The sequence below is a fragment of the Mucilaginibacter gossypiicola genome, from assembly GCF_900110105.1.
Taxonomy (GTDB): domain Bacteria; phylum Bacteroidota; class Bacteroidia; order Sphingobacteriales; family Sphingobacteriaceae; genus Mucilaginibacter; species Mucilaginibacter gossypiicola.
Genome location: NZ_FOCL01000012.1, coordinates 1 through 17535, shown reverse-complemented (window position 1 = coordinate 17535; position 17535 = coordinate 1). Strand labels below are relative to the sequence as shown.

At 43.9% G+C, this 17535-nt stretch carries 8 protein-coding genes; 3 read left to right on the top strand and 5 right to left on the bottom strand.

What is annotated here, in order from left to right:
• Nucleotides 1–355 precede the first annotated feature (355 nt).
• From BMX50_RS27855 to BMX50_RS27845, 3 genes are all read left to right on the top strand, one after another.
• Nucleotides 356–3676, top strand: a complete 3321-nt coding sequence (locus BMX50_RS27855) for a SusC/RagA family TonB-linked outer membrane protein (protein WP_167668129.1) — start codon at nt 356–358, stop codon at nt 3674–3676.
• 11 nt (nt 3677–3687) lie between these two features.
• Entirely contained in the window at nt 3688–5496 is a 1809-nt protein-coding gene (locus BMX50_RS27850; RefSeq protein WP_091218754.1) for a RagB/SusD family nutrient uptake outer membrane protein, read from the top strand.
• Between the two features lie 328 nt (nt 5497–5824).
• A complete protein-coding gene (locus BMX50_RS27845) occupies nt 5825–8296 on the top strand; it encodes a M1 family metallopeptidase (RefSeq protein WP_091218383.1) in 2472 nt (823 codons plus the stop codon).
• A 92-nt stretch (nt 8297–8388) separates the two neighbouring features.
• Here BMX50_RS27845 and BMX50_RS27840 read toward each other — a convergent pair whose 3' ends face one another.
• The 5 genes from BMX50_RS27840 to BMX50_RS27820 all read right to left on the bottom strand — a co-directional run.
• Complete coding sequence (locus BMX50_RS27840; protein WP_091218378.1) at nt 8389–8973, bottom strand: RNA polymerase sigma factor; 585 nt, start codon at nt 8971–8973, stop codon at nt 8389–8391.
• A 251-nt stretch (nt 8974–9224) separates the two neighbouring features.
• Nucleotides 9225–13394 carry a hybrid sensor histidine kinase/response regulator gene (locus BMX50_RS27835; RefSeq protein ID WP_091218375.1) on the bottom strand — a complete coding sequence of 1390 codons (4170 nt, stop codon included), beginning with the start codon at nt 13392–13394 and terminating at the stop codon, nt 9225–9227.
• 701 nt (nt 13395–14095) lie between these two features.
• Nucleotides 14096–15118 (bottom strand): substrate-binding domain-containing protein, encoded by a 1023-nt coding sequence (locus BMX50_RS27830; protein ID WP_091218371.1) that lies wholly within the window; start codon nt 15116–15118, stop codon nt 14096–14098.
• 2 nt (nt 15119–15120) lie between these two features.
• Nucleotides 15121–17001 (bottom strand): glycoside hydrolase family 97 protein, encoded by a 1881-nt coding sequence (locus BMX50_RS27825; RefSeq protein ID WP_091218367.1) that lies wholly within the window; start codon nt 16999–17001, stop codon nt 15121–15123.
• A 186-nt stretch (nt 17002–17187) separates the two neighbouring features.
• On the bottom strand, nt 17188–17535 hold a 348-nt coding region (locus tag BMX50_RS27820), incomplete at its 5' end, for an IS1595 family transposase (RefSeq protein ID WP_167668128.1).

The following is a 17535-nucleotide window of genomic DNA, read 5'->3' as shown; positions in this document are numbered from 1 at the left end:
TTATGCAGATATTCAGGCGATAAACGCATAGAAGTTGGTTTGCCTCCTGAATTGAGTCATACTCGTGACATGATGTTATTTTATCCTCAGAGGATCGATTTAAGCACTCCGCGTGATACCCGTTGTTGATCTATCACGGGTATCACTTAATCTCAATCATCAGTTAAAACCAGACTTACAGATATCAGCCAAGCACCGCCCTAATCTCAACCCTCAATTATTCCGGCAAATCAATCCCCACAAAAAGAATCTCATTCATTAATGAGTATAAGAAAAACCTGCAGGTGTCTTTATGGTGACTGAGCGGATAAAGCCGGTCATCACACTAAGTCATAACCCTAAAAATTTAAGAACTATGAGTTTTTTTTACCAAAAAAAGTATTCGGCAAGGTGCCTTTTAGTTTTTTTGCTGCTGATAGGCATGGGCTATCATGCTGCGGCGCAAAGCCGTCAAATCAGTGGTACTGTCACAGATTCAACCTCCAGGGAACCCCTGCCTGGAGTAACTGTGCAGGTTATCGGCACTGCCAATGGCATCCAAACTGATGTAAATGGCAAGTACAAGTTAACCGTTACCCCGGGGGCCAAATTATCCTTTGCTTTTGTGGGCTATAACACACGCAGGGTAACTGTTGGCGATGATCCGGTCATCAACATCAGGTTATCAAACAAAAGAAGCGACCTTGAAGAGGTTGTAGTAGTTGCTTATGGTACACAGAAAAAGCCTTCGGTAGTGGGCGCTATTGCCACCGTGAGCGCAAAGGTATTTGAAGACCGCGGGCCAACCAACAATCCCATTGCCAATTTACAGGGTGAAGTGCCGGGTATGGTTGTAACAAGGACTTCGGCCCAGCCGGGGCGCGAAAACTGGAATTTCCAGATCCGCGGCGCAACCTCCGTTAACGGGCAGGACCCTTTGGTGATTTTGGATGGGGTTGCGCTTAACAATAACAACGAGCTTAACTCTATCAACCCTAACGATATCGACAATATTTCGGTGTTGAAGGATGGTTCGGCTTCCATATATGGTGCGCGTGCTGCTTATGGTGTTGTGCTCATCACTACCAAAAAAGGTAAAGCGGGTAAAATGCAGATCCAGTACGATCCATCTGTGTCTGAGAAGTTTTTAGGTCTTCAGCCTAAAATGACAAACATCGATCAGTGGGCAAACGGCCTGCTCCAGGCTAAAACCAATGATAATTATGGTGTAGCACCTACAACAGATCTCTGGTACCAGATGGCCAATTTTGCGCTGGCTAATAAAGGCACGGTGGTACTGGCATCGCAGATACCCGGAAACACTACGGGAGGTATCACCGCAAATTCATTCTACAATGGCTTACCTGTACCCGCATTTCTTGATGTAAAGGAGCTTGACTTTATAGATGTGTCATTACAGCAGTATCTGTGGGGAAGGGCCACTTCAACACAACATAACCTTGCTGTATCGGGCGGGAACGAAAAAAATACCTATCGTGTTTCGTTGGGATATTTAAACGATGGCAGCCAGCTTCAGATTGGCAATAACGGTAATCAACGCTACAACCTAAGGCTGAACAACAGCTACAAATTCAGTGATAGGGTACAGTTGGAAACCAACATTGCGCTTGAGCAAAACAATATCCAGCAACCAACCATGTATACTACAGGTAGCTACAGTGCGCTGGGTAACGGGTTTCAGGTGGGTTTGCCTATGTACACGCAATCCGGCAAACCCTATCAGTGGGGTGGTGTGGCAAGTCCGGCAGGTTTGCTGAGGGATGGCGGCGACAACCTGGAGAATAACAGCCGGGCCCTGCTAAATTCAACGCTTACCTACAATTTCATGAAGCACCTTACATTTACCGGAACAGCGGGATATAATGTTTGGTGGCAGGACGACCGTGTACAAACCAAAACCGTGCGCCTTTATTCGTACGATGATAAATACCTTACCGGTACTACCGCGCCATCGGGCGGCTCGACAGGAGGCAGCGAAAATTATTTCCGTGCCAATATCAATGATAAATATTATAACCTCATTGGCCGTGTAACCTATGCCAATACTTTTAACAGGGTGCATGATGTATCGTTAATGGTTGGCAGTTCATACGAGAGGGATGAGTATGATATGTTTAACACCCGTACCTACAATTTGGGCAGCGATGATGTGCCTTCATTAAATTTAGGATTGAGCAGCTCGCAGGCCGGCTTTGTAACCAATGATGAGCAACGCAACCACTACGCCCTGGGTTCATATTTTGCAAGGGCTACCTATGCTTTTAAAGGCAAATATCTTTTTGAGGCAACCGGCCGATATGATGGCTCATCAAAATTTATTGCAGATAAACGCTGGAAACCTTTTTACAGTCTCATGGGCGGCTGGCGCTTAGGCGAAGAAAGCTTTATCAAAAAAACAAATATTTTTAGCGAGTTAAAGCTGCGTGCTTCTTACGCTACATCAGGCAGTCAGGGTGGCATAGGCCTTTACGACTACCTGCAGTCGCTGAATGTTAGCAGCAGTAATACTCTTTTGGGAACAGCGCTTGCAACTGCAACCACAACCACCGGAAACCTTGTTTCGCTTAACAGAACCTGGGAAACAGTAATTAAACGGAACATTGGTGTTGATTTCGGCCTTTTAAATGGTCGCTTAAACGGAACCTTTGAGGTATTCCGCAATCAAAATAAAAACATGCTGGTAAGTGTTACCTATCCGGCAGTTTTGGGTATAGGCGCTCCTCAATCCAATAACGGCGATCTGAAAACCTGGGGATGGGAAGGACAGCTAACCTGGAGAGATCATGTTGGCCAGGTGACTTACAGCATTTCGGGTAATATAACCGACAGCCAAAATAAACTGGTATATTTTAACGGCGTTCCGGCGTTAGGCCCTGGTTATAATGCCACTGTGGAGGGATATCCGCTTGGTTCATATTTCGGCCTTAAATACGGTGGCCGTTTCCAGACACAAGCCCAGGTTGATACTTATAACAACACCTACTATGCCCCTGGTGGGGTTATTAACACCATCGGGATTCCTGCCGCCACACCATTAACCAATTTACCGGGCCAAAACTCTGGCTTAAGGCCGGGCGATAACTACTTTGTTGATGTTAACGGTGATGGCAAACTAACCACCGGCACATCGGCAAAAGACATGGGCGACCTCGTTTATTTAGGCAGTGATGTTCCGCGTTATACCTTTGGCTTAACATTAGGCCTGCAATGGAAAGGCTTTGATTTTACAAGCATTTTTCAGGGGGTAGGGAAAAGGACAATTTTCAGGGCCAATGGCAGTGCAAATAACTGGCGTGTACCTTTTGCGGCACTTGGCCAGGCACAAACCACACAATGGGTTGGTAATACCTGGACCCCTGACAACACCAATGCCTATTACCCTAATCTGCACAGCAATGGCATCAATGGTTATAACTACCAGATCTCAAGCTGGTCGGTTGAGAATGGGGCTTATGTACGCCTGAAAAACCTTGTTATCGGTTATACCTTACCAAAATCGTTAACAGACCGCACTAAAGCTATCAGCCGTTTAAGGTTCTACATTTCGGGAAGTGACCTGTGGGAATACAGCAAAGTCCATGACGGTTGGGACCCTGAAATAACCCGTACCACGGCGGGCAATGAGCGTTATCCTTTCTACAGGTATGTAACCATAGGTGCAAACATTACTTTTTAATTGAAATGATCATGAAAAATATATACCGAAGGATCTTCAGTATCCTGTCAATCATTATTATAACCGGCTTGTGCGCTTGCAACAAGTCGCTCAACCTTAATCCGCAGGACCAGCTTTCAGAAGCGGCATACTTCAAATCGGCCGGCGACTTTAAAACGTTTGCCAACCAATATTATGGCTATCTCCGTAATTTCAACAACTCGTTTGCAGATAACCCGCATTATGACGGGCGTGCCGATGTATTTGGTGGCGGTGGCACTTATGGCGCAGGTATAAATACAGTGCCGGCAAGTGATGCCTACTGGACTAATAATTACTCGCGGATCAGAAACTGCAACTACTTACTTGAAAAAGCAGCCGCATTCACCGATCAGGCCAGCATCAGCCAGTTTGTTGCCGAAGCTAAATTTTTCAGAGCTTACTGCTATTTTGAATTACTGCAGCTTTATGGCGGTGTTCCGCTGATCACCAAAACGCTGAACCTCGATTCGCCCGAACTTTATGGCAGCAGGGCATCGCGCGATCAGGTAGTTGATTTGATCGTTTCCGATCTGGAAGCAGCAATACCTAATTTGCCTGCATCCATCTTAGCCAACTCGGCAGACTTTGGCCGGGTGAGCAAGCCCGCTGCGCAGGCATTTTTGGGGCGTGTTGCACTTTATGAAGGTACATGGTTAAAATTCAGAAATGGCGATGCAACCCGTTATAATATGTTGCTTGATAAATCGGCAGCAGCTTCCAACGCAGTAATAACCAGTAACCTGTTCGCACTGTTCGGCACAGCAGCGTCAAATGCCCTGGGCGGTAACAGCACCATATTGGGAGATTCTGCACAGAAATATCTTTTTATCCTCGAAAACCCAAAATCAAACCCGGCCTCAGTTACCAAAACAGCTAATCATGAGTACATTTTATCGTACCGTTATGATGATGTAAGCAAAACTATCGGAACCAACATCAGCAGGCAGGGAACGCAAATTGGGCCTCAACATAAATATGTTAATGCATTTTTATGCCAGGATGGCCTGCCTATCGAAAAGTCGCCGTTGTTCCAGGGTTTTGAAACCTATGGTTCCGAATTTTTGAACCGCGACAATCGCTTAAAGTATACCATTCAGATTAACAATATGTACTACTGGTATGGTAACGCCAATTACCGTGTAACCTGGCTAAATGACGCCGCTGATATTGCCTTATCTATGGGAAAAGTTGTTAAGATTGCCGGTTATACAAATCAAAAATGGGTAACCGAACGCAACTGTCCGGATACCAAAGAATCTGAAGACTACCCGGTGATCCGCTATGCCGAAGTACTATTGAACTACGCAGAAGCCGTTTATGAACGCGATGGAGCTATAACAGATGCCGATCTGAACAAATCGCTCAACCTGGTACGCTTAAGGGCTAATAAAAATATGCCGGCATTAACAAATGGCTTTGCGGGTGCAAACGGATTAGATTTACGCACCGAGATAAGAAGGGAACGCTTTATCGAGCTTTATTACGAAAACTTCAGGTTTGATGATATCAAGCGCTGGCATAGTGCCACAACCGACCTGGTGACAAATACCGGCGGTACGGCTTATGGAAACATCAGCGCCTTTGTTAGCCCATGGCCGGTAGGTATTAAATTTAAAGGTACCCAAGCCGATATTGGTCCAAACCAATTAAAACCGGCACCAACCAATGCTTTAGATGCCAACGGTCAGCTGATACTTGATAATACGGCACGTAACTTTTCGGAGAAAAATTATCTATACCCGATCCCTGCACAACAAATTACCCTTAATCCTGCGTTAACGCAGAATCCTGGGTGGTAAGATAGGTTGTGCTTGTTTACTTAATGAGGTGAGGTCTTTTGGTCTCACCTTTTTTTATGAAATTTTTTCAACCGAAGACCCGCCTCGAAACACCATGTCAAAAACAACAGGACGGAGAACGTGGCTATCGACAAAATAACTGACTTGGCAAAGTACTGCTTGTTGAATCAAATTAGAGTTCCAACAATGGCCCGCGCCCCAAAAGCTGCCAATAAACCGTCATGGATAAATGCTAAAGCGCTGAAAATAAGAATTTTTAATTTTTATAGTACTATGTTATAAATAGTACTATAAAAAAACATAAGTTTGTATATAAAACTTACCGGATATGAAAACATATTTAACCATCCTGATTTTTGGGCTTGCATTTTTAGCCATTGCAGATAGCTCATTAGCCCAGCAAAATAATGCTTTGTTAAACCGTTATCGTGAGAGTCCACCGAGGATCAACGATTTGATCCATACCAAATTGAATGTACAATTTGATTTCAAAAAGCGATATCTGTATGGAAAGGAATGGATCACTTTAAAGCCGCATTTTCATACAACTGATTCATTAAGCCTTGACGCAAAGGGGATGGACATACATACAATTGCAATCCAGTCAAATGGTAAGCTCTATCCTTTAAAATTCACCTATGATAGTCTTAGCTTAAATATCAGGCTTGACAAGCCCTATTCCGGTTCAGAAAAGTATACCATTTATATTGACTATACTGCTAAACCCAATGAACGGAAGGGACTGCGCAATAATGAAAAAAGTTTGTATTTTATTAACCCGGATGGCACCGAAGAAAATAAACCTACCCAAATATGGACTGAGGGAGAGCCAGAAAGCTCATCAGGATGGTTCCCAACTATTGATAAGCCCAATCAGAAAACCACTGCAGAGATAAATATGACCGTCCCTGCTAAATATGTTACCTTATCAAACGGACGACTGGCCGGGCAAAATAAACATTCTGATGGCACCCGTACAGATACCTGGAAAATGGAGTTGCCAAATGCACCGTACTTATTTATGATGGCTGTGGGCGACTTTAAGATCTATAAAGATCAATGGCGGGGCAAGGAGGTAAACTATTATCTTGAACCCAAATATGCCCCATATGCAAAAGATTTATTTGGTGATGTCCCTGAAGCGATGAGTTTTTTTTCGGAGATAACCGGGGTTGATTATCCATGGAACAAATATGCGGCCATAGTAGTGCGGGATTATGTAAGCGGCGCTATGGAAAATACAACGGCTAATGTGTTTGGAAGCCAAAGCACACGCCGCGAATTGTTGGATCAATATTATAGCACCGGCATTGAACATGAATTATTTCACCAATGGTTTGGAGATTATGTAACTTGTGAAAGCTGGAGTAATTTAACTTTAAACGAATCTTTTGCTGATCTTGGTGAAATCCTGTGGCTGGAACACAAATATGGCAAAGACGCCGCCGATGAACATCTTTACAGCGGGCTACGGGGCTACCTGGAAAATCCGGAAAACTTTAAAACTCCGTTGGTCAACTTTCACTATGAGGCCATTCATAATGTGTTTAACGGTGTAACCTATCAAAAAGGGGGGCGTATCCTTAATATGCTACGCAATTATCTGGGCAATGAGGCTTTTTATAAAGGACTTAACATTTATCTGACGGCTAATGCTTTTAAAAGCGCCGAGGCGCAGCAACTAAGGCTGGCAATGGAAGAAGCAAGCGGGCTGGACCTGAATTGGTTTTTCGAACAGTGGTATTATCAGGCCGGGCACCCTGTTTTAGATATTAGCTATCGTTGGGATGAGCTTTCAAAAACAGAAACCGTTTACATTTCCCAAAAGCAAGATGGACAATTATTTAAGTTACCAATAGCTATAGATGTTTATCATAGCGGAACAGTTGAAAGGCATAAAGTTTGGATCAACTCCTGGAATGATACACTATCTTTCAAAATTTCTGCGAAACCTGAATTGGTCAATGTAGATGCAGATAAAGTATTGGTAGTTAGTAAAACAGATCACAAATCGTTGGATGAGTACGCTTTCCAATACGCTCATGCCCCTTTGTATCTTGACCGGTATGAGGCAATTGATTTTGCTTCAAAGAGCCAGGACGACAAAAGCGCACAAAAGATCATAGTCGACGCATTAACCGATCGCTTTTCGGGCTTGCGGTTGAAAGCATTGCAGGTTTTGAATATGAATAAGGAAGATATCCGGAACATCAACCCGGATTTGAGAAATGCTGCCTTGCCTGCTGTAGCTAAACTGGCCGGCAACGATGAAAATAACCAGGTAAGGGCATATGCGCTCAGAACATTGGCGGCAGTGAAAGATCCTAAATATGCCGACTTGTTTATAAAAGCTTTCATGAACCAGTCTTACCAGGTAGAAGCGTCTGCTCTTTACGCACTTAATGAAATTGATCCGGTTGCGGCAGTAAAATATGCAGCAGGATTTGAAGCCGACAACACAGGCGATCTGACACAAGTAGTCGCCAGGGTTTATGCAACCAATGGCGGCGACGAAAAATGGCCCTACGTATATCATCGTTATGTAAATGGAACATTGCAGGAACAAATTCACCTGACCGAAAAATTTTCAGTCATGATCGGTAATTTAAAAAAAACGGAGTATGTTCAGCAAGGCATTGCCGAACTGCAGTATATGGGCATAAAGTATAAAAAAGACGGTGCTGCACCATACATTATTAAGTACTTAAATACGCTTAAAGAAGCACGCAATAAATTAAATGATGCAGCAGCTGTTAAGAATATTACTACAGCAATTGAACAAATTAATGATGCAAAATAACGGCCAAAGAATCCTTTAACACCGATACAAAAAAAGGGGGCATCAAGCCCCCTTAATCAATTAACCAAAATATGAATTATAACTATTAACGTTTATGACAGCACCAGTTCGCTTGCCGCTATCTTACTGCCCTCAGAAAGCTTAACACGTAACTGGTTAATCCCGCGGTGTACATGATTAACTACCGACTGGTATTGTAAGCCTGTTACTTCAGCAATCTGATCATAATTCCAGTTATCAAAATATCTTAAGAAGATCATTTCTTTTTGGCGCCTTGGCAGGGTATTGAGCGCAAGCGCAAGCATTTGCTCCACTTCTCTTCCGGTTTCTTCCAAAACAAGCACATCCTCGCGCGAAAAAACGATATCGATATCATGGCTTGCCGATAAGCCCACAAACTCGGGCCGCGAAGCCTTTAAAAAATTGATAGCAAGTGACCGGGCCGACTTAAAGAAATAGTATTTAACATTCCTGATAGGGCCAAGCGTTATCCTGCGCTCCCACAGTTTAATAAAAAGCTCTTGTAAAACGTCTTGAGAAGCGGCCTCATCTTTGATGATTTTATAGAGATAGAAATACAAACCGGAATACAGTTCGTCATGGATCCTGCCAAAGGATTTGACATCTCCATCAAGGGCTTCGTCCCACCATTTAGTTAGCTGGTTGCAATTGTTCATATTGGCTTTAAAACTGGTTTCTCTTTAATCAGGTTGTTACCGGTATTAGGAACCTGGGGCGAAAACCGATTTACATAATCGATTAAGTAAGTTTGCCCTGGGTTCTTATAATTGGTTTGTATAAGCTAATATGGACAGTTTTAATTCAGCAGATGGGACTCAAATTGGTCATTTATGTGGTATAAATTCGGCATTTAATCAATTTACTCAATTGATTAAGTAGCTGTGTTTTGTTTGTAAGCACTTGGTTATTAATTTATTGTGTTTTTTCTTTTCTTGAACATGGGCCTTTTTTGCTTAAGAAAATCTGAAGGGTTGGCACCAAAGAGTTTAAAAAACTGATCGCGGAAGTATTTGATGCTGTTAAAGCCCGTTTCAATAGCTACTTCATTCACGTTCATGTCTGATTGGATCAGCAGCTCTGCAGCCTTCCTCAGGCGTATATAGCGGATGAAACCGTTGACCGTATGACCGGATAGCGACTTAATTTTACGGTAAAGATTTGAATGGCTCATGCCAATTTCTGAAGCCAGTATTTTGATATTGAAGTTTTCGTCGGTAATATGCTGTTCAACTATCTCAATACATTTCTCCAGGAAGTGCTTGTACTCGTCTGAAATGGTGACGTTGTTAGATTTCAGGGTAATGGTATTATAAAAATAGCTTTGAAGGTTGCTCCTGTTTTGCAACAGGTTGGCAATGCGGGCAATGAGTACATCTTTATCAAAAGGCTTGGAAATATAGTCATCGGCGCCGCTTTCCAGTCCTTTGATCTTATTTTCGGCAGATGAGCTGGCTGTTAACAAAATCATGGGGATATAGCTTAACTGCTGGTCCTGCTTAATGGTTGAGCACAGTTCAATACCATTTAAGCCAGGCATCATTACATCGCAGATAATCAGATCGGGTTGCTTCTCCTTTGCTTTCTGCAAGCCGGCTAAGCCATTACTGGCCTCATAAATTATATAGCGGCTTTCGAGGATTGAGCAAATGTAAGCGCGGATCTCACTGTCATCATCAATAACCAGGACCCTTTGCTTGTCGGTAAAAATCTTCTCTGCCTCAAAATCGATATCATTAATTGGGTTTACCTGTGATATTACCGGCTGTTCTTCTACCATTTCACGGAGTAAGGGCGATAAATCAGCTGTATCGGCAGCAGCGGCCACATCCGGCGGAAAATGAGCTGTACCCTTTAACAGGGTTAAACAAAAATCAGAACCCTTGCCCGGCTCGCTTTCAAATGATAATGAGCCGCCATGGTCGGTAGTGAACTGGCGGGCTAAAAACAAGCCGATCCCAAATCCACCTTTTGCTGCCTGCCCCTGGGCAGTTGATCTGTAAAACTTTTCAAAAATATGTTTGCCCGTTTCCTCTGGTATGCCGGGGCCGTTATCAATCACATTGATCACCACCTTGTGTTCCTCTGGTTGCAGGGTAACACAAACAACCTTCCCGGCCGGAGTATATTTGATTGCGTTGGAGATGAGGTTAAACAGGATAATTTCGATCTTTTCCCTGTCGCCGTAAATCAGTACCGGCTCTTCGGGTACGTTTAATTCAAAGCTAAGCCCCGAAAGCCGGGCCTGCTGTACAAAACATAAAAATACCTCCCGGCAAACGAGGGTTATGTCCATCGGCGCAATTTGCAGGATGCCGGAACCTGCATCAGCTTTACGAAACAGTAGCAGCTGATCAACAAGGCTTAACAACCGCCTTGAATTGCGATAAACAATATTAAGCTCGGCCCGGTTTTCGGGGGCTATTTTGGCAAGCAGATCCTTAAGCGGATTAATGATGAGCGATAGGGGGGTACGAAATTCATGTGATACGCCTGTAAAAAACTCCACGCGACGGTCATTTAATTCGCGCTCCTTTTCCTGCAGGTTGCGCTGGTGGGCTGCCGCTGCGTTGGCCAGCTGTACTTCATATTTAAGTCGCGTTTCCCTGAATTTATAACGAAGGTACCAGTAAACAATTCCGGCCAGCAACAACGCATAAATCAAATAAGCCCAGATGGTACGGTACCATGGAGGTAAAATAATGATGCCAAGGTGTATTTCCCGGCTTATCCATTGCCCTTCGGGATTGGTGCAGTTAATTTTTAAGGTATAGGTACCGGGGGCTAAGCGGGTATAAAGTGCGTTACGCTGTTTACCTGCATTAATCCATCCCCTGTCCCAGCCCTGAAGCATATAACGGTAAGCAATCCTGTCCTGGGCAGTAAATTCAATAGCGGCAAAGCTGAAGGCAACAGATGCGTTATCGTAAGGAATCTCTAATGATTGAATGGCGTTACGGGCACCAGTCATAACATAGTTGGGATAATTACTTATCGGCTTATTGTTAATTTTAATATCGGTTATGACAATGTTGGGTGCATCATGCAACGGCAGTATTTGCTGTGGGTGAAATACGGTAAGGCCATTGATTCCGCCAAATGCAAGCTCGCCGTTGTTTAACCTCAAGCCTGCATTAAAGTTAAACTCGTTACTTGCCAGTCCATCGCCTTCAAAAAAATTGGTAAAGCTGTTTTCTTTAGGGTCAAAGCGGCAAAGCCCGTTGTAGGTACTGAGCCATAAACGTTTTTGCTGATCTTGAAGAATGGCCAGCACCATATTATTACTGAGGCCATTACCGGTAGTATAATGACGGATAACTTTTTCTTTTGAGGCCGAAAAATACATCAGGCCGGCTTCTGTCCCCAGCCACATATCACCGTTATCTGTACGGTGCATTGATCGTACCGCTTTACCTACAGGGTAAAACTTACGTTTATTATTCTGCAAATTAATCTTATAAACCCCTTCAAAATTTCCTGCCCAAAGGTTTCCGGAACGGTCTTCCTCTATCGATAAAATATTGGTTAATGCTGCATCATACTGCCGGAATTGATTGCTGCGTTTATCATACAGAAACAGGCCATCCTGTAAACCGCTGGCCCATAGGTTTCCGGCATGATCCGGGTATAGGTACCAAAACACAATACGGCTGGCAATTCCATTGCTATCAATTCCGCGGAATGAAGTGAACGTGTTTGAGCCGGGCTGGTACAGGTCAATGCCGCCGCCATAGGTTGCAATCCAGATGCGGCCATCCTTGTCGGCGGTAATGCTGGTAACAAAATTTGAGCTCAGTGTGCCGGGCTTTGAGCCATCATGCCTGAAATTAGTGAAGCGATGTGCCTGCCGGTCCCAAATGCTTAGCCCTCCGCCATCGGTGCCTATCCACAGCCTGCCATCGGGCGCTTCATATAAGGATTTAACAAAGTTACTGATGAGACTATTACTGTTCAGGTCATCATGCCTGACGTTAACAAAACGCTCCTTTACTTCATCAATAACATTTATGCCTCCCCGCAGGGTGCCAATCCACTTTCTGCCGTCGCGGTCTAAAAATAAAGCATAAACAGCGTCGCTTGAGAGCGAGTGTTCATCACTCCCTGCCTGCAGATAGTTGATCTTGTCGCGCTTCTTATCCAATATCTGGATCCCTCCGCCATCGGTGCTTACCCAAAGGGTACTATCGGGCATGGTTTGCAGGCTTGTTATCCTGCCCGATTTGAAAGCCCCGTTAAGTTCATCAAAAAGGCGGTCGTATCGTCCCGACCGGAGATCATAGTGGTGCAGGCCCTGGGTTGAGCCTACCCATAAGCTATTGCCTTCAGAGTAAATGCAGGTAGCCCCGGTAACCGACGAGTTGAGTAACTTCAATGTACCCTGTACAGTATCATAGGTAAATAGTCCGGCGGCGCTGATCAATACATAAACCTGGCTGCCCGGCCCCACATACAACGCGCTAACGTTGTAGCTCCGCACAGCTTTTCCATGATCATAGTACGGTATAATGTTGCCTGTTCGTTTACCATTGTCCATAACGATGAGGCCGTTGGATAGGGTGGCAATAAAGATGTGGCCCGAACGATCTGTTTTTATGTCTTTTATGAAGGATGTGACAGGTACTGCTTTATTACCGGCCGAGGTTGTGTACGCCGGAGAAAACTCTTCCGTTACGGGGTTTAAGATACTTATACCCTGGCGTGTACCTACCCACAAATTGTTAGCAGCATCTTCTGCAATGCAGTTAATAAAATTATGAATGATTGAATGCTGGTTTTCGGGCTGATTGCGGTAGATCCGGAAATCATATCCGTCAAAACGGTTCAGACCATCGTAGGTGCCAAACCATATATAACCCGAATGATCCTGGAAAATACATCGTACCTCGCTGTTGGAAAGCCCGTCTTTAAGGCCAAGTCGCTGAACATTAGGTAATGCATACACAGCAACATTGCCGGTTAACATTAGCACCACAACAATAGCTGTATAGTACCACCACGCGGCCGCTTTAAATGGCTGCATAAAAGAAGGTACCGGTTGTTGAATATTGCTCAATTTGAATGTACGTATGCAGTAAAGCATTGAGTTAACGGCGCAAACTGCGCCGTCGGGCCTGCTTTATTATTCCTAACGTTTCTTTTTAGGTTCCTGATTTATTTTCTGAACAATTGAATTCCAGCTTTTTTTGATGGTTTGTTCGTCTACTTCCGGTTTCTTTATCTGAAATAGCGCTGAGGGTTCTGCTTCGTTCCGCTTTTTTTTCATAAATCGATATACTATCTTTTCTGCGCCCTGTAGCATTTTATTCAAAACAAAAATATAACTATCTGACAAATAATGAGCAGGTAATGTACCTTGCTGAATGACGATCGGATAATATTTTCATGTGTAGGCCACATCTTCTACTTCTCTTCTTCGGGAGGTAACTCTTCAAAAAAAAATAGCCGTGAAAATCATCCTGTATATCAACTCACCCCGATATCGCTGCGCTCGTCACCCCTCTCTACGCCAGCGTAAAGAGGGGATTTTAATTTGTTTTTTCTTACCCTCTTTATCCGAAGGATAGAGAGGGTGGTCCAGCGCAGCGTAGACCGGGTGAGTCAATTATGCTTGTCATATTCCCCACTACCTTTACCAGCTTCCCTTAACAAAAAGGGCTTCCTTTCAGAAGCCTTATTATAACCAACTTAATGCAAACCGAACGGTTTATTAGGGGAAGAGTTACTACAAAGACAAACTTCTGTTGATTTAATACTCATTTTTTCATTTTTATTTCGGATAAATTATTCCGGTAACCTTGCAGATGAATCCCTGATGATCAGTTTGGTTTTCAATAAAATATTTTGCGAATCGATCATGTGGTTGTCCTGGAGCTCTTCCAGTAAAATCCTGGTAACCCTGAGCCCGATCTCGGTGACTGGTTGGGCCACGGCGGTGATAGACGGATTAAAAAGGGCAAAATTGTTAATATCATCAAATACTGCAACGCCGATATCTCTGGTAATGATCACCCCCGATTCTTTAAGGGCTTGCAGGCCGCTTAGAGCAAGGTAGTTGGTTGCAAAAAAAACGGCATCAATTTCCTTTTTGCTTTTCAGCAGGTTTTTAAGGCTGAGTATCGTTTTTTGAACGTCCTCGTTATAGATAATCTCTTTGAGCGTTGGCGGGAGGCCGTGTTTTTGGAGCGCTGCGAGGTAACCGTTAACGCGTTCGTTCATTTGATCCTGCCCGTTTGTAAGGGTAACCATGGCAATGTTACAAAAGCCGTTATCTATCAAATGCAAAACAGCTGCTTCACTGCCGCGAAAGTTATCGACAAGTACTTTAGAACACTGCAAGTCGGGCGAGGCGCGATCAAACACTACCACCGGCGAACCTTCATTAACAAGCAGGTTGATATCCTCTTCCAGGCCTGCTGTAGGGGCCAGGATATAGCCGTCAACCTGGTAATTCTTAAAAGTTTGCAGCAGGTCGCGCGCAATAACGGTGGAGTTTTCAGAACTGCCGTAAATAACGCGGTAACCTTCTTTGTAAATATGTTCTTCCACAACCCTGGCAATGGCCGAAAAAAAGGGGTCGCTGATGTCTTCCACAATCATGCCCACCGTTTTACTTTTTCCTGTACGCAGGCTGGCTGCCAGCCGGTTAGGCTGATACCCTACCTTTTCAACAAACCTTAATATTTTATTCTCCAGGGCTATGCTGATGCCATATTGCCTTGCCTTGCCATTAAGGACATAAGAAACGGACGCTTCAGATACTTTTAATGCACCTGCAATATCTTTTAAAGCCAATTTTTTCGCCATCCTTATTTCTCCTGCGGTCTTAAGATAACGGCCTGGCCTCCTTTTGCATCCAGGTTAACAACAAAAGGATCATTGTGCCCGAACTTAGCTTTTTTAACCCGTATGCCGCCCTGTCCGTCATCTTCATAAATGGTAGCAACATATACCTGGGTCTTTTCCAAAAAGTCAAGCTTAAATGTTCCTCCCCACTTCTGCATACCGGCGGCACTACCCAGGTACCAGGTACGGTCTTTGCGGCGGGCTACGGTAATGCCTTCGCCTATTTCTCCCTGCACATACTTGCTTTCGTCCCATACCGTTGGCACATATTTAAAAAATTCAATATCTGCCTCATCCTTGTAATCCTGCGATTGCCCGTACCAGAAAATAGCCTGAAGCGGATCAAAGTATACAACGGTAAGGGCCATTTGCTGGGCCTTGCTTACCCGGATGTTTTTACTGTAATCATTTACTTTGTTGGGGTAGCAAAAAGTAAAATCAGCAGCCCCGGCCAGGTAACGGGTGAATGGCAATACTGTATTATGAAAAGCATCGGGACTGTTTTCATCGCCCCTGATCCCTTCCTGGCTAAGCACATATGGGTACCGGCGGCTCAGGCCTGTAGGTTTGTAGTGGTCATGAACATTAAGCAACATGCCATAATCATTTACTTTTTTCATGGCCGAATCAAGCCAGCTAAGGCCTTTCTGGGTACCGCCATCTACAAACCCAAACTTCAGCCCGCTAACGCCCCACTTTTTGTAAAGCGGCAATATGGTATCTATTTTAGCCTTAAGCCCCACGTAATTGACATATAAAATAACGCCAATGCCTTTTTCCTTTGCATGGGCGATAATATCCGGCAAATGGAAATCGGGCAAATATTTGGTAGGGTCGGAAACTGTCCTGAACTCGGCACCATACCAGCCTGCATCAACTAAAATGTATTGAAAATTCATTTTTTGAGCAAAGTCGATTCCATTTAAAGCGCCCTGTGTATTGATGGGGACCCGGTAAACCTTTCCGGGTTTTATATAATCCGGTACCTTGTTATTGAGTGGTTTAACCAGTTTAAGGTTAAGCTGGCTAAACTCATGTAAACCTATAGCGGTATTGCTGCAGCTGATAGTGCGCCAGGGAGTAATAAGGCTATCCAAAAATTGGATCGACGTATCCTTGCGAACAGCCTGCACGTGATGGTCCCGGTAAATGGTATCAGTATAAAATTGTAAGGCCAGGCTATTAGGCCGCTTTCCCCTAATCAACACACATTTGGTATAATTACGGTTATCAGCTTCGCCAATGCTTATGTATGATTTTGGTGCGGTGAGGGTTGAAGGCAGGTCGCTTGTCCCCGGCAACGAATCAACATTTACCGGCCGGAAAACTGATTCTTCATGATACTGGTAAATGCGATAGCTTTCGGCAAGATTAAATTCCGTAAGCTCTGACTTGAGTTGCACTGTACGATTTCCAAGCTGCTTACAAACATACCTAAACACCATGCTTCCATTATAAAGCCTTGTAATTACATCAAAATTAGCACTATTAGCGGCACAATGAAGCGTAAGCTCGTTACAGTGGTTTACGAGGCTTGCATCCTCGCCCAGCGGCCACAAAAACTTTTCGTTGATTTCATTTTTAACCGTCCCCTTTACAGTGATACCATCAACCAACGAAGAACCTGTGGTTTCAATACCTAAACGCGACCAGTTAACGATGAGCCGGGTATCGAAAATTAAACGGTAATACAGCCGCCCCTGCTCATCCAGCGAAAATTGCGCCCGCGTATGGCTATCCGGTGAATACAACAGGGCAACAACCTTTTGTTTTGCAAAAACGGCGCAGCAGTAAAATGAAATAAAGACTGTAAAAAAGGTAAAAAAAAAGTATTTCTTATTCATCGTTCAGGATCCGGGATGACAACATTTATAAGGACAAGCAATCCCATTAAATATACTCAAAGGGGTAATGATTTGTGTAAATTTCAAAGTAGATGCATTATATGCATCTACGCGGGGTATAGCAATCAACTTGAGGAAAAAAGGAGGGAATTGTGCGATTCCCCTCTTGAGAGTAATAGCCCATTATTAGACAAAGGTCAAACTTCGTTGAATCAATAATGCGAAGTTTGATTTATTTGTCCTGTTATTGTATTTAAAGGTAAACTCATCGAGATACGCTTGCAGATGCTCAGAAGACACTTTATGGTATTGGCCATATATTCCACGTTTTAGGAGAGTCCAAAAGCCTTCAAGAGTATTTGTATGGTATTCTCCTTTGACGTACTCTTCTTTCTCTTTATTTAGAACGTGGTGCGCCTGATGTAATTTATCCAATCCCCTATAAGCTCCAAAGCCATCTGTTACTACTTTTGCATCAGCACTCACAGTTTCGGCTATAACCGGCTTTATATTGACTTTATTTGCCTTTTCTAT

Bases quoted from the DNA above. Each gene is read 5' to 3' on its own strand.
- BMX50_RS27855 (WP_167668129.1), top strand. From the start codon at position 356: ATGAGTTTTTTTTACCAAAAAAAGTATTCGGCAAGGTGCCTTTTAGTT.
- BMX50_RS27835 (WP_091218375.1), bottom strand. From the start codon at position 13,394: ATGCTTTACTGCATACGTACATTCAAATTGAGCAATATTCAACAACCG.
- BMX50_RS27825 (WP_091218367.1), bottom strand. From the start codon at position 17,001: ATGAATAAGAAATACTTTTTTTTTACCTTTTTTACAGTCTTTATTTCA.
- BMX50_RS27850 (WP_091218754.1), top strand. From the start codon at position 3,688: ATGAAAAATATATACCGAAGGATCTTCAGTATCCTGTCAATCATTATT.
- BMX50_RS27845 (WP_091218383.1), top strand. From the start codon at position 5,825: ATGAAAACATATTTAACCATCCTGATTTTTGGGCTTGCATTTTTAGCC.
- BMX50_RS27840 (WP_091218378.1), bottom strand. From the start codon at position 8,973: ATGAACAATTGCAACCAGCTAACTAAATGGTGGGACGAAGCCCTTGAT.
- BMX50_RS27830 (WP_091218371.1), bottom strand. From the start codon at position 15,118: ATGGCGAAAAAATTGGCTTTAAAAGATATTGCAGGTGCATTAAAAGTA.